Origin of the sequence: Intestinimonas sp. RTP31139st1_F5_RTP31139_211217 (genome assembly GCF_040226735.1) — a bacterium.
Classification (GTDB): domain Bacteria; phylum Bacillota; class Clostridia; order Oscillospirales; family Oscillospiraceae; genus Intestinimonas; species Intestinimonas butyriciproducens.
The window spans coordinates 1-13,753 of sequence record NZ_JBCOAQ010000001.1 but is presented as its reverse complement, the minus strand read 5'-3'; the positions used below and the strand labels follow the sequence as shown (position 1 = coordinate 13,753).

General features: G+C 54.3%; 12 protein-coding genes and 1 tRNA gene. 7 read left to right on the top strand and 6 right to left on the bottom strand.

The annotated features are described in order from the left end of the window. Positions 1-13 precede the first annotated feature (13 nt). From ABUA09_RS00065 to ABUA09_RS00055, 3 genes are all read left to right on the top strand, one after another. Positions 14-1,153 carry an acyl-CoA dehydrogenase family protein gene (locus ABUA09_RS00065; RefSeq protein WP_033117144.1) on the top strand — a complete coding sequence of 380 codons (1,140 nt, stop codon included), beginning with the start codon at positions 14-16 and terminating at the stop codon, positions 1,151-1,153. A 144-nt stretch (positions 1,154-1,297) separates the two neighbouring features. Beyond that, positions 1,298-2,734 carry a sigma-54 interaction domain-containing protein gene (locus ABUA09_RS00060; protein ID WP_349948979.1) on the top strand — a complete coding sequence of 479 codons (1,437 nt, stop codon included), beginning with the start codon at positions 1,298-1,300 and terminating at the stop codon, positions 2,732-2,734. Positions 2,735-3,394: 660 nt separating this feature from the next. Then, positions 3,395-5,365: an MATE family efflux transporter gene (locus ABUA09_RS00055; RefSeq protein WP_349948978.1), complete on the top strand. Its 1,971-nt coding sequence runs from the start codon at positions 3,395-3,397 to the stop codon at positions 5,363-5,365. A gap of 301 nt (positions 5,366-5,666) precedes the next feature. Here the strand turns inward: ABUA09_RS00055 and ABUA09_RS00050 are convergent. From ABUA09_RS00050 to ABUA09_RS00040, 3 genes are all read right to left on the bottom strand, one after another. After that, a tRNA-Arg gene (locus tag ABUA09_RS00050) sits at positions 5,667-5,743 on the bottom strand. Positions 5,744-5,895: 152 nt separating this feature from the next. Beyond that, complete coding sequence (locus ABUA09_RS00045; RefSeq protein ID WP_081959824.1) at positions 5,896-6,078, bottom strand: hypothetical protein; 183 nt, start codon at positions 6,076-6,078, stop codon at positions 5,896-5,898. 98 nt (positions 6,079-6,176) lie between these two features. After that, complete coding sequence (locus ABUA09_RS00040) at positions 6,177-7,322, bottom strand: hypothetical protein (protein WP_058117601.1); 1,146 nt, start codon at positions 7,320-7,322, stop codon at positions 6,177-6,179. Between the two features lie 111 nt (positions 7,323-7,433). Here ABUA09_RS00040 and ABUA09_RS00035 point away from each other — a divergent pair, with 111 nt between their 5' ends. The 3 genes from ABUA09_RS00035 to ABUA09_RS00025 are packed head-to-tail and all read left to right on the top strand — an operon-like array spanning position 7,434 to position 9,685. Next, positions 7,434-7,823, top strand: a complete 390-nt coding sequence (locus tag ABUA09_RS00035) for a spore cortex-lytic protein (RefSeq protein ID WP_279202508.1) — start codon at positions 7,434-7,436, stop codon at positions 7,821-7,823. 12 nt (positions 7,824-7,835) lie between these two features. Then, positions 7,836-9,056, top strand: coding sequence for a peptidoglycan-binding domain-containing protein (locus ABUA09_RS00030; RefSeq protein WP_033117105.1), 1,221 nt, complete (start codon positions 7,836-7,838; stop codon positions 9,054-9,056). Further along, a complete protein-coding gene (locus ABUA09_RS00025; RefSeq protein WP_052082577.1) occupies positions 9,056-9,685 on the top strand; it encodes a peptidoglycan-binding domain-containing protein in 630 nt (209 codons plus the stop codon). The genes ABUA09_RS00030 and ABUA09_RS00025 overlap by 1 nt, the downstream gene beginning before the upstream one ends. Positions 9,686-9,723: 38 nt before the next feature. Here the strand turns inward: ABUA09_RS00025 and ABUA09_RS00020 are convergent, their stop codons facing one another. The 3 genes from ABUA09_RS00020 to ABUA09_RS00010 all read right to left on the bottom strand — a co-directional run bounded on the left by ABUA09_RS00020 (position 9,724) and on the right by ABUA09_RS00010 (position 12,553). Continuing rightward, positions 9,724-10,392: a TIGR03936 family radical SAM-associated protein gene (locus tag ABUA09_RS00020; protein ID WP_279202507.1), complete on the bottom strand. Its 669-nt coding sequence runs from the start codon at positions 10,390-10,392 to the stop codon at positions 9,724-9,726. Continuing rightward, a complete protein-coding gene (locus tag ABUA09_RS00015) occupies positions 10,385-12,223 on the bottom strand; it encodes a TIGR03960 family B12-binding radical SAM protein (RefSeq protein WP_279202506.1) in 1,839 nt (612 codons plus the stop codon). The genes ABUA09_RS00020 and ABUA09_RS00015 overlap by 8 nt, the downstream gene beginning before the upstream one ends. Positions 12,224-12,355: 132 nt before the next feature. Next, the gene (locus ABUA09_RS00010) at positions 12,356-12,553 is read right to left on the bottom strand and encodes a DUF6514 family protein (RefSeq protein ID WP_147586249.1); all 198 of its coding nucleotides are present in this window, start codon (positions 12,551-12,553) and stop codon (positions 12,356-12,358) included. 300 nt (positions 12,554-12,853) lie between these two features. On the opposite strand from ABUA09_RS00010, the gene ABUA09_RS00005 reads away from it, so the two are divergent. Next, complete coding sequence (locus tag ABUA09_RS00005; protein ID WP_208319056.1) at positions 12,854-13,612, top strand: helix-turn-helix domain-containing protein; 759 nt, start codon at positions 12,854-12,856, stop codon at positions 13,610-13,612. Positions 13,613-13,753: the final 141 nt, after the last annotated feature.

The following is a 13,753-nucleotide window of genomic DNA, read 5'->3' as shown; positions in this document are numbered from 1 at the left end:
AAGGAATATAGCCATGACATTTCATCTGACAGAAGATCAAGCCACCATCCAGCAGCTGGCCCGGGACTTTGCCCAGAGTGAGCTGGCCCCTATCGCCGCGAAAATCGACCAGGAGGAGCGTATTCCCAAGGAGATCATCGAGAAAATGGCGGAAATCGGTTTCACCGCCCTCAATGTCCCCGAGGCCTACGGCGGTCCCGAACTGGATACCGTGTGCAAGGTGCTGGTGGTCAGCGAACTGGCCAAGCAGTGCGCCAGCACCGCAGAGGTCATTGCCGTTCACACTTTGGTAAATGACATCTTTCTGGAACACGGCAGCGAAGCGCAGAAGCAAAAGTACCTCACCGCCGCTGTGGAGGGAAAAATCGGCGCCTTCGCACTCACGGAGCCCGGAGCCGGCTCTGATGCCGCCGCCGCCAAAACCAAAGCTGTAGTGGATGGCGACGACTATATCATCAATGGCAATAAGTGCTTTATTTCCAACATGGGCCCCACCGAGGGCGATTATGTCGTGGTAATTGCTCTTACCGAGCCCGAGAAGGGCACCAAGGGTATGTCCGCCATCGTGGTGGACCGTGGCACCCCCGGCTTCACCATTGGCAAGCGGGAAGAGAAGCTTGGCATCCGCGGTGCTGACATTTCCGAGCTCATCTTTGAAGACTGCCGGGTCCCCCGCGCTAATCTCATCGGCAAGGAGGGCGACGGGTTCAGGATTGCCATGAAGGCTCTGGACGGCGGCCGCATCGGCATGGCCGCTCAGGGGCTTGGCATCGCTGATGCGGCGATCGAGGCCACCATCAAATACATGGGTGAGCGCGTCCAGTTTGGCAAGCCCATCGCCAAGCTCCAGGGCCTTCAGTGGTATCTGGCCGACATGGCCACCCGCACTGAAGCCGCACGCGCGCTGGTCTTTGAGGCCGCTTGTGCCGCCGACAGCGGAGAGCCACTCTCCAAGCTGGCCGCCATGTGCAAGTATTATGCCTCTGAAAACGCTGTATGGGTAACGAATAAGGCGCTTCAGATCCATGGCGGCTACGGCTATATGCGTGACTACCCCATCGAACGCATGTACCGCGACGCCCGTATCGTCCCCATCTACGAGGGAACCTCTGAGATCCAGAAGGTTGTCATCGCACGCGAGCTGCTAAAATAAGTCCAACGGGCAAAGCTTACGAAAAACAGAACGAAAACCGCCGGTTCAGAAAATTAATTATCTGAACCGGCGGTTTCCCCACGTTTTTATGATACAATGTATTTCTCGGAAAGGAAGTTCCATGTTGGAAAGGAGAGAGCCGGTATGCCGGAACAGGGCATCGCGCGCTATAAATACATCTTTGATGAAATTCTCCGGATGACTGACGACGGCTTTATCGTTGTGGACCGAGACGGCATCGTGACAGATATCAACGACCAATACTGTGACTTTCTGGGAAAACCCAGAGATGAGATCGTAGGCTACCCGATCCAAAAAACCATCAGCAATTCCAAAATGGTCGATATCGTAAATCGTCGATATCGCGAGGAACTGGCCCTCCACAAGTTTTTACCCGGGGAGAGCAAAGAAAATGACAACAATTTTCTCTTGGTCAGCCGCTCCTGTGTATGTGACAGCGAGGACCGGGCAGTGGCCGGTGTGGCCCAGGTAAAATTTCGGCTCCAAACGCTGGACTCCGCCAAGCGCCTCATGAGCGAATACGCAGAGTTGGAATTTTATAAAGAGGAATACCGAAAAGCAGGTAACTGCAAAATCAGCTTTGACTCCATCGTCGGGACCAGTGAAGCCTTTCTGGAGAAAAAACGATTAGGCCTGAAGGCCGCCTGGACGGATTTTGCTGTTTTGCTCACCGGGGAGACGGGTACAGGCAAAGAGCTTTTTGCCCGCGCCATTCACAACGCCAGCAATCGTGCGGATAAGCCCATGGTCAGTATCAACTGTGCCGCGATCCCCAGTGAGCTTCTGGAATCCGAGCTGTTTGGCTATGCGGACGGAGCCTTTACTGGTGCGCGGAAAGGCGGGAAGTCCGGTAAATTCCAACTGGCCAATGGCGGCACTCTCTTTCTGGATGAGATCGGAGATATGCCTCTTAATATGCAGGCCAAAATCCTCCGCACCCTTCAGGAGAGTGAAGTGGAGCCCGTAGGGGGATCCGGTCCTGTTCCTGTGGATGTGCGGGTCATCTCCGCCACAAGACAAAACCTTCCCAAGCTCATCGAGTCAGGCGATTTCCGTGAAGACCTCTATTATCGCCTCAACGTCATCAACATCGAAATACCTTCTCTGCGTGAACGCCGGGGAGATATTCTGGATCTGTCCAACCATTTTCTCTCTCAGCTCAACCAGGAATTTCAGCGTACAACCGTTCTCTCCCCGGAGGTGAAGCGTTGCTTTGTCAGCTACCAGTGGCCCGGCAACGTGCGCGAGCTTGATAACGTGATCAAAGGCGCCTATGCTACCTGTGATGGCTTCACCATTGACTTAACAGATCTGCCCGGTAAAATGTCCCTGCCGAAAGACTCCCTGCTCATGGATTCCAGGAAGCAGTTGGCCGAGTTGATGAATGACTATGAACGTGAAGTCATTCTAGCCGTTTTACGCGATAAAGGAGGCAACTGCCAGCGCACAGCGGAAGAACTGGGAATCCACCGCAGCGCACTCTATAAAAAAATGAACAAGCTGGGCATCGATCCGGCGGCAATCCCCCACAGGCAGACTTCCAAACTGCTCCCGGAGTGACTCGATTCGTTCCCCACCCGCCTGCCTGCCGTGTCCGACCTTCTGCCGGCTATTGTGATGCAGGGGCATTTCTGCATGATTTCACCGCCAGGGGAAACAGCGCGGAGCAAGTACTATCACACCTGCTCCGGCCTGTTCTGCCCTGCCAAAAAAGAGACAGGTGCCCAGGTCCACTCCCAAGCCAAACCGGAGCCCAGCGCAGCGGGCTCTGCTGGGCGAAGAGGACTCGTAAGCGGCAAAACGAATGCGTGCTCGGCTTTCCCATGATATAAAACAGCTCGTCGCAAGCGTTATGTCGCTTGTGACGAGCTGTTTTGTGACGACAAAAAGGATGCGCGCCCCAAGGGCCTGCGGCGAAACGTTTTCCGGTCCTGCCGCTTTTTTCTTGCGTTTTCGCGATAAAGAAAAAGTAATTTGCCTCCGAATGGTTTGTTAAAAATGCACTACACATATATGTGTCAAACTTTATGCAAAAAGTGCTTTGAACAGTTTACAAGACTGTGTTATACTTTGATAAATCTAATAGGCAATTGACGACACATGCAGCGCATTTGCGCGTAAGTCTGATTACGGTACGGATGCGCAGCGTGTTGTTAGTTGTTTACTTACAGCACATGCGTTTGCGTGTGCTGTTTTTTTGCCTAAACCAAGGAGGTCATCATGGAAAACAGTAATTATCTTGGAACAGAAAAAGTAGGAACCCTTTTGCGAAAATTCGCAATCCCGTGTATCTGTTCCCCCATGATCTCATGCCTTTACAATATCGTGGATCAGATATTTGTTGGAAACGGCGTTGGGTATCTTGGCAACGCCGCTACTGGCGTAATTTCCCTAATTACGGTAATCGGCTGGGGCCTGAGCCTATTCTTTGGTGATGGAGCCGCCGCTGCTCTGAGTGTTTCTCTGGGGCGTGGTGAGACAAAAGAAATTCACAGAAGCGCTGGCGGAGCTATTTTAAGTTCCTTTCTTTCCGGCTTGGCCGTGATTGCCATTGCCTACCTGTGGGGAGATGGATTGCTCCGGCTGATTGGCGCAACAGATGCCAATATTCAAATGGCTCATGACTATGGAATGATTATTTTTGCTATGATGCCCCTTGCTATGACGCAGAATACTCTTGCGTCCATAATCCGGACAGATGGCAGCCCCAAATATGCTATGGCGGCGATGCTCACCGGCGCGATCATCAATATTATTGGTGATCCTTTGGCAATTTTTGTGCTGGACATGGGCATCAAGGGCGCAGCATGGGCAACTATCCTCGGCCAGTTTATCAGTTTCCTTATCTGTGCTGCATATTTGAGGCACCCAAAGACCTTTAAAATGAGTGCTGCCAGCTTTAAGCCGAAGGCGTCCCTTTTGAGGTCGGTCATGGCGCTGGGAACATCCAGCCTTTTGGCCCAGTTGTCCATTGTGATCATCACAGTAGTGAATAATATCCTATTGGTAAAATATGGCGCTCAATCGATCTACGGTGCGGATATTCCTCTGGCGGCATTTGTTGTCATTATGAAACTTTTCCAGATCGTGCTGAATATTGCGATTGGTATTGCTGCCGGCGCACAGCCGATAGTCGGTTATAACTACGGCGCGAAAAATTACGACCGTGTACGGCAACTGTTGAAATTGATGATAAAGTGGACCGCCATTGTTGGTCTGATCTTCACCGCGCTGTTCGAACTTCTCCCCGGCGTGTTTATCCGTATGTTTGGGGCGGCAAATGACCCGGCCTATTTCGAGTTTGCCGTGCTGTGTCTAAGAATTTATCTGGCCCTAATCCTGTTTACCTGTGTCCAGAAAGTATGCGCTATCTTCCTGCAATCCATCGGCAAAGCCAAAGCTGCTGCTCCGCTGTCTATTTTGCGTGATGCGCTGCTGATCGTACTATCCCTGTTGATCCCGGTTGCTTTGGGCGTTACAGGCATCTTTTGGGCTGCGCCCATTGCCGATATACTGGCTATTTTGGTCACTGCTACTGTCATGGTCCATGTGTGGAAAGAACTGTCACACGAAAGCAGGAAGAAAGAGTCTGTGGCGGAAATCCAGTTCTCCCGTCGGGGGGTGATCATCACGATTGCCAGGGAACACGGCTCTGCTGGAAAGCAGATCGGTCAACTGGTCGCTAAAAAGCTGAATGTTCCGTGTTATTATAAAGAGCTTGTGGCGATTGCCGCCCAAGAAAGTGGCTTGGCAAGGGAATTTATCTCCGGGATCAATTCGGATGAAAATGTCGTGATGCGCGAACTTTACCTCTCGTCCGATCCTGTTGAGCGTGCGATTTCGGCACAGGGCAAGGCGATCCGCCAGATTGCAGACGCGGGGGCCTGTGTTATTATTGGTCGTTCGGCGGATTATGTGTTACGGAATTATCAGAATGTAGTGCGCGTCTTTATCTATGCCCCCAAGGATTACCGTGCAAATAAAGTAATGGAAATGTACGGAGACAGCCCAGACGCTGCGCGAAAAAGCATCGTTCGCTCTGACAATGCCAGGGCTTCCTATTATAAAAGTGTTTCCGGTCAGGAATGGGGAGACCCGCACGGCTACGAATTGTGCATTGATGCCTCGATTGGTGAGGACGCTGCCGCAAATTTGATTTGTGACTATATCAATCGGATGGGTACGTATTAAAGCTTCATTATAAATATTAAAGATACGCCCAGAAGTGGGCGTATCTTTTGCTTTACACATATTTTAGATTTGAATGGATGACAACAGGAACTCCAGCCCAAACCCATCGATCGCTCAAGCGACAAACTACCTTGATAAACTGCACAAAAGGGATGCGAACCACCTCGTGCGTGTTGCCTGGATGCGAACCGGGCGGGGAGCCTTTTTGCAAAATGGCGCGGAAACGGGTGAGCTGCGGCCCCGCTAACTTTCTAAAGAGATTATAAAAAAGCCGTGAAACCAATGATTTCACGGCTTTTTGTGGTACGGCTGAAGGGATTCGAACCCCCGACCTACTGGTTCGTAGCCAGTCACTCTATCCAGCTGAGCTACAGCCGCATACTGTTTTGGACTCTTTGTATTCCTGACAGCTAGATTATATTACCACATTCGCGTAAAGAATGCAAGAACTTTTTTTGAAACCTCGTATTTTTTCGAAAGAGGGCGGGACACAAGTCCCGCCCTCTTTCCGCTCTATGGTATGTCCCGGCTCAGCAAGCGTTACAGCCACAGCCGCCGTTACAACCGCAGCCGCTGTTGCAGCCACAGCCATTATTGCAACCGCTGCCCCAATTGCCGCCCCAGCCGCCGCAGCAGCAGCACAGGACAATAATGATGACGAGAATCCACAGGCAGCTACCGCCGCCCCAGCCACAACCGTTATTGCACCCCATAACGAAGTACCTCCTGATTAAAAATGGTGGACCGGTTGTTTTCCGGCCTCACCCCATCTTATGCATCAGGAGATAGTTGGTTCAGGCGCGCCTATAAATTAGGTGAGGCGTGATACGTCTATGCCTCCACGCACCGCCGCAACGTCGGCGGCATCCAAGACGCCGCTGGTGGTCAACTGCGTCTGCAAGGTCTCCGCACGGTCCTTGTAGGTATGCTCCAGCGCAAAGTAAGAAAGATAGGCCACCTGTGCCCGCAGGAACGGCTCTTCCATCAACATTTTGTATTCTCCGGCCGTCAGAATCCCCAAGTCCATTCCCCGCTGCAAGGCAGTATCCCACGTAAAGTCGGGGGTGTCTCCGGAGTCCTGATAGCCCAACGCCCGGAGGATAAAGGTGACATACTGTCCCGCTGTCACGTAATCTGCCGTTCCAAAAAGCATGGCCGCGTCATCCACCCCTTTTGTGAGACCCTGTTCATAGGCATAGGCCACATAAGGCTGGCACCAGGCGGGCACATCGGTAAACGGGCAGGCAGCGGTCGTGGAGAGCGCCGCCTGCTCCTCTCCAATGAGACGCAAGAACATGATAAGCGCTTGGATGCGAGTGGGTTTGGCCTCCAAATCATAGCCGAAGCCGTATCCTGTATCACTGCCTTTGAAAAGTCCCAGCGCTTTGAGCCCGTCCGCCAAGGCGTTATAATCGGTGGCGCTGCTCTCCGTAAGCGTATAATACCCCTCCAGTGATAGAACCGCCGTAGGTGAGGTTACCGTGAGGACCGCCACTGTATCCTCCACCACCAGATAGCGCCGTCCGGCTGTTAGCGCGCCGTTTCCCTTCTCCCAGCCGTTAGAGAGATCTATGGTCTTGTTTCCAGTACAGCTCAGCTCCACATCTCCCGCCAAGAGCAAGAATCCGGAGCCCGTCTCGATTCGGACCGTATCTCCCTCCTTTACCCGTAGATCAGAGAATGCCGCCTGATAAGTCCCATCTCCTGTAACCAGCCCCCCACGGGTCAGGTAATCATCATTTTTGGCCTTCAGTGTTTCCTCGGCGCTCTGATACAGCGTGTCGTGGCGCAACGTGATCTTCTCTTCCGCCTTGGAAATCGTTTGAACTGTATACGCCCCATCGATATAGCTTTTTGACAGCATCGGGTCCCCAGCAGTCCCCCCTACGGCGATCGTCACCGCCGTACACAACGTAACGGCGGAGGCCGCCACCACCGCAATGACTCTTTTTTTCATAACAAGCTCCTTATCTTGGGTTCCGTGTGGAATAGTATATCAAATTACCGCATTTCTTGCAATCCTTCCTTCTCATTTGCATAAACTGGATTATCAGAAGGAGGAATCGCCGTGGCAGAACAAGGAACCGTCGTCGTCCGGGCCTATACGTCCCGGGCACAGATCCCCGTCACCGGAGCCACCGTTGCCGTCACCCATCCCTCCGCAGGTGGGAAGCATCTGCTTGTCGCCCTGCGGGTCACCGATGAGAGCGGTCATACCCAGCCCGTTACACTCCCCACGCCTCCTGCCGCAGAGAGTGAGCATCCGGGCACCGCAGCGCCCTATACCCTATGCGACCTCTGGGTGGAGCATCCTGATTTTCAGATGCTGCATATGGAGAACGTCCAAATTTTTTCCGGCGTGGAGACCTTGCAGGATGCCGAGCTGCTCCCGTTGCCCGAGTTCCCGGAACAGCGGGATATGACCCGCATTGTCCACCTTACCTCCCAGCCGCTGTAAAGGAGAACTATCATGCCCGTTACGATCACCCCTTATATCCCCAGATATATCACCGTCCATTTGGGCGCGCCCGGGCAGAATGCGGAAAACGTCACCGTCACCTTCCCGGACTATATCAAAAATGTGGCCTCCAGTGAAATCTACCCCACATGGGAACCATCCGCGCTCCGGGCCAATATTTTAGCCCAGGTCTCGTTCGCCCTGAATCGGGTCTATACCGAATACTACCCCAGCCGCGGCTATCCCTTTCAGATTACCTCAACAACTGCTATGGATCAAAAATTTATCCGGGGCAGAAATATTTTTGAGAACATTGAACGCATCGTGGATGAGCTTTTCGACGACTACATCCGCCGCCAGGGCTATGCAGAACCTCTGTCGGCCAAATTCTGCAACGGGACCACTACCACCTGTGACGGCCTCTCCCAATGGGGCAGCCAGGAGCTCGCCCTCCAGGGGCTGGACAGCGTATCCATTCTGCGCCGTTATTACGGAGACGATATCGAGCTTGTCATGGATGCCCCGGTACAAGATGTCCGTACCTCTTACCCGGGTACTCCGCTCCGCCTGGGCTCGCGGGGCCCTGAGGTCGGCGTAATCCAAGCTGAACTCAACCGCATCAGCCAAAATTATCCCGCTATTCCCAAGATCTCTCCGGTGGATGCCATTTTCGGTCCCCAGACGGAACGTGCTGTCCGGCAGTTTCAGCAGATTTTCAACCTTCCGGTGGACGGTGTGGTGGGGAAGGTCACTTGGTATAAGTTGGTGTTCCTCTATGTGGGTGTATCCGGGCTCTCTGAACTGGTCAGCGAGGGGCAGCGGTTCTTTGGATTCAACTTTTCGGTTGATGGCGCTGATGCCAACGGACCCGGAGGAGAATCCGTTCTGCTTTTGCAATACCTTCTCTCCATTTTGGCCCAGTTTGATTCTTCCATTCCATTTTTAACTTTGGATGGCATTTTCGGCCCCCAGACAGAGCAGGCTGTCCAGGCGTTCCAGGTCTCTCAGGGGTTGCCTGCCACGGGTCGGGTGAATGCTGAGACCTGGAACAGTCTCTACAATGCCTATGACGGGATCGACACCACTGTCCTATCCCAGGATATCCTGTTTCCCGCCGAGCTTCAGGGGTTGGGAAACGCCCCGGAAGTCTTCGCCCTAAGTACCCGCCAGACCCAATATCCCGGTCGTGAGTTGGGGCTGGGCGACCGGGATACGGAGAGGAGTGATCGCTGATGCGTCCGGAACGAGATTATCTGGGGCTCCCGATTCGGAGCCTTCAAACCATGCTGCGGACGCTTTCCCGCTGTGCGCCCGGCCTCCCCTGCCCCATCCCGGACGGTGTTTTCGGTGAAGTGACCTTGGAAGCGGTCATGCGCTTCCAACAGTCCGCCGGGATGCCCATCACAGGTCGGGTGGACAACGACACATGGGATGCCATTGCCGCCGCCTACCGGAGCGCACTCCCCTCCGTCATGCCGCCACGGCCCGTCCGCGCTTTCCGGGAGCAGGCCTTTGAAGTGCGGGCAGGCCAGTGCTGTGTCCACATGTGTCTCGTTCAGGCCATGTTCTTGGCGCTTTCCCAAGTGATTGAAGAGATCGAGCCCGCCCCTGTCAACGCGCTGCACACAGGGGCTTCTGTCCGCAATGTGATATGGCTCCAAGGGCGCGCGGGCCTTCCGGAGACCGGCACGATGGAAAAACAGACTTGGAACGCGCTCACACGGCTCTACGATGTTTTTCTCTACCGCGATATTCACGGAGCACTGTGTCCCACAGCCCCTCAGACGCCCTCAGGCGGTTCCGTCATCCCCCGGGGCGGCTTCCCCTGGGAACCCTTCGAACCGGGAGGCTCCTGTTTATAAATAAGAAGACAGCCGGACGGCAACGCCCGGCTGTCTTCTTATTCATAAGGCCTCAGATCTCTATCCAGCACTTGCTTGCGGTGATAGCTGACATAATCGGGCGCCATTTCCGGGCATTGTTCCCGGATCGCCGCCACAATCAACGCCGGATTTAGTCCCGGATTCTGGGCGCGCAGAATGGTGTCCAGCACGATGGAATCCCGTCGCCCCTCGTAATCCACCCGCTGAATCAGCGGAATGAGGTCCACCTGTGTCTGCCCGCTCTTGGCCTTCTTGGATTTTTTGCTGACCACCAGGCTCTCTCGGCCCAGCAGCGCCCGGATCGTGTTTTCCGCCCCCACCGGAGCGCCGGCATCATACTCCAGAGTGATGATATAGTTGACATAACACAATTCCTTGTAGGGTCGCTCCGCGTCATAACATTTAGTGACCGTAATTCCCTCCGGAAGCACCCTGGTGAGCCGCCAAGGCACCGCCTCCATGTCCGCCCCCTCCGGAAGCCCGAACTCCAGAATCTCACACTGGCTGGAAAAGCCCACGGAGAGCGGAAGTGGAATGGATACATATGCGTGCGGGTTGAAGCCCTCCGTATGGCGGATATGGATTCCCGCCCGCAGGAAAGCCCGCTGGAAGGTCCGCATCAGGTCCAGGTGAGAAATATAGCAGGCCCGCCCCGTTTTGACAAACTGAATCCGCTGGTCAGGCATCGCACACCCTCCCCTTCTCCAACAGAAGATTTGCCCCGCAGCCGGTGCACTGCCTGCGGCAATCCGGGGTGATCACGGCCTGATAAGCCGCCTCCCTCTCCTTCCACAGGAACTCTGGACGCACACCGGTGGAGACCCGTGACCAGGGCAGCACCTCATCCTTCTCCCGCGCGCGATTTGCATAGAACGCCGGGTCCAGACCGCAGGCCTCAAAGGCACACATCCAGCGGTCCAAGGAGAAGTACTCGCTCCAGGAGTCAAATTTAGCCCCATCCCGCCATGCCGCTTCCAGTGCGTCGGCCAGCCTGCGGTCCCCCCGGGAGAAAACCGCCTCCAGAAAGGAGGTGTCCGGGTCATGCCAGTGATAGACGATGGATTTGTCCCGCATATTGTCCCGAAGAAGCTTCACCCGACGGAGGTATTCCTCCCGTGTCACCTGGGGTTCCCACTGAAAAGCAGTATGAGGTTTGGGCACGAAGCAGGCCGTGGACACAGTAATCCGGCAGCCCCTGCGCTTGTCGGGCGCCGTTTCACGCCAGAGCTGGAGCACTTTTTTTGCCAGCTCCGCGATCCCCAGCACATCCTCGTCCGTCTCGGTGGGGAGTCCAAGCATAAAGTACAGCTTTACCGAGTTCCAGCCGCCGGAAAACGCCGTCCGGCAGGATTTTATCAGATCCGCCTCTGTGACATTTTTGTTGATGGCGTCCCGCAGGCGCTGTGTGCCCGCCTCCGGCGCGAAGGTGAGACCACTCTTGCGGACATGCTGGAGCCGCTCCATGAGCCCCATAGAAAAATTGTCCGCCCGCAGAGAGGGGAGCGACATCGAAACCAAGTTGGGTTCACACCATTCCAGAAGGCCGTCGCAGAGGCGTTCCAAGGGGCGATAATCACTGGTGGACAGGCTTGAAAGCGTCATCTCCTGATAGCCTGAATCCTTACAGGCCGCGATCCCCTGCTCCACCAGAAGCGCGGGGTCCTTTGACCGTACAGGCCGGTACGCATACCCCGCTTGGCAGAACCGGCAGCCCCGGATACAGCCCCGAAACACCTCCAGCATCACCCTGTCGTGTACGATCTCCGTAGAGGGGACAATGGTTTTGACTGGAAAATAGGATTGGTTCAGATCCTGGACGATCCGTTTGGTGACCAGCTCCGGCGCGCCTTCCAGCGGCGTAACGGACGACACCGCGCCGTCCTCCCGATAGGTGACGCGATAAAGGGAGGGGACGTAGAGGCCCGGAATCCGTGCAGCGGCTGCCAGGAGCTCACAGCGCTGCCAGCCCTCGCGGCGTGCCCGCCGTGAGAGGGCGATGAGCTCCACGGTCACATCTTCCCCCTCTCCCAGGGAAAAGATATCGACAAAGGGAGCCAGCGGCTCCGGATTATAGGCGCATGTCCCTCCCGCTATAATCAGGGGCATGTCCTCGTCTCTGTCCTCAGACCGCAGAGGCAGCCCAGCCAAGTCCAACATATTGAGGACATTGGTATAGGCCATCTCATAGCCCAGTGAAAAACCAATGACGTCGAAGTCTGCGATGGGATCTCCGCTCTCCAGGCCATAGAGCGGCAGCCCTTCGCGGCGCATCTCATCCTCCATGTCCCCCCATGGGGCGAACACTCGCTCACACCAGACGCCCTCCAGTTCATTCATCAGGCCATAGAGAATCCGTATCCCCAGATTGGACATACCGATCTCATAGGTGTCCGGGAAGCAGAGCGCTACACGGGTATCAACCTGTTTGCGGTCCTTTACCACCGCATTGTACTCCCCCCCGGTATAGCGTGCAGGCTTCTGCACCCGGGAAAGGATCATCTCCATCGTCCGGTCCATTCCAATCCTCCGCTCACTTCGCGCGTTCACTCTCATTATGTGCAGTCTAATATTTTAACCTCTGCGCGAAGGATTGGCAAGCCCAAATTCTCTTAAAACAGTCCTTTTCCGATTTTTGGCGGAATATCTCCCTCAGGAACGGCGAAAATCCTCAACCACATCCATTAAATGGACCGGGGAGAGCCGGCACCGGTTGCAGGTCTGGGCCAGTCGGTACACCTCCTGATAGTCCGTGGATATTCCTCTGGCGTGGGTGCCGTCCCCACACCGGATTCCGAACATGGGGATACCGGCGGCACTCTCTTGGCATACGCGGAAGCTCGGATTCATCCTCTTCAACTTTCTCTCTCTCCTTTTACTAAAAACGTCTTGCTCATTACTTATTTTGGCGTAAGCAAACACAGTCTCTCATAAATGTGCTATACTTTAGATAAGTGATAAGTGAGTCCGGCTCTCGTATTGCAATACGTTTTACAGCACTGGGACCCTCTATTTTGTGGATCTCGTTGCCGCTCCCCCAATATGCTGTATTTTTATTTGTTTGTCAAGAAAATAGAAAGGATTTACACTTTTTATCGTGTATTTTACCATCTCTGGTCAATTCCCATTGAATCAGGTGACAGAATGTCTTTGTCAAAAAAGTTGAGCTACCTTAAGCATAAAGAAAAACTTACGACTTTAGAGATCGCCCAGCGTACCAGCCTTCCGGTAGGGACCTTGAATAAGATCTTTTCCGGCCAGACGCTGAGTCCCTCTCTGAAAATCATTGATCGGCTCAGTACATTGTTTCATGTGCCTTCCCACTATCTGATCGACGACGAGATCCCTGTCGGCTGCAGCATAGGCGCTTATGTGGAATCGCAGGGACTTTTGATGCTGTCCGAGCGCGAGGGCGAGCTTTTTGATCTTTTTCGCCAACTTGACGAGCATAATAAGCAGACAATCGAATGGATCACACGTGCGCTTGCCCGCCAGTCCTCCAAGCAGAAAAACTCCCTGCTCGAGCGGAGGCTGCTGTGTTATACGCCTGTGGCCTGGGGTGAACGCGGCTTTTATATGGACAGTCTCTCCTTCCGCACCCTATCTGCGCCTGTCTGTACCATCACACGAGAGGCCGACTATGTGATCACGGTGGTGGATACCGCTCTGGAGCCCGCCTATTCCCCAGGTACCCTCTTGGCCGTAACGCACAAAGCCGCAGAGCAGAATCAGCTCGGCGTCTTCTCTCTGAATCAGGAGGGTTTTCTCCGGAAGTTCTGCTGCAGGCGGGGCACGTGTAAACTGATGTCTCTGAATACGGAGTTCAAAACACTCACAGTTGGGGCACATGACGAGTTTTTGTGCCTTGGAACGATCCTGGGTGCGGTCCGGAACTACCGCTGGGAATAGGCTTCTTCTGGCTGTCTGATATCCAAGCGTTGCGATTCGTCTGATTTGTGCTATACTGCTCTCGAAAGTCCAATGGTATGAAGTCAAGTAGGTGATGCAAGAAAATTTTAAGCGAAACAGAGTAAAAAGCACTGTGTAGAC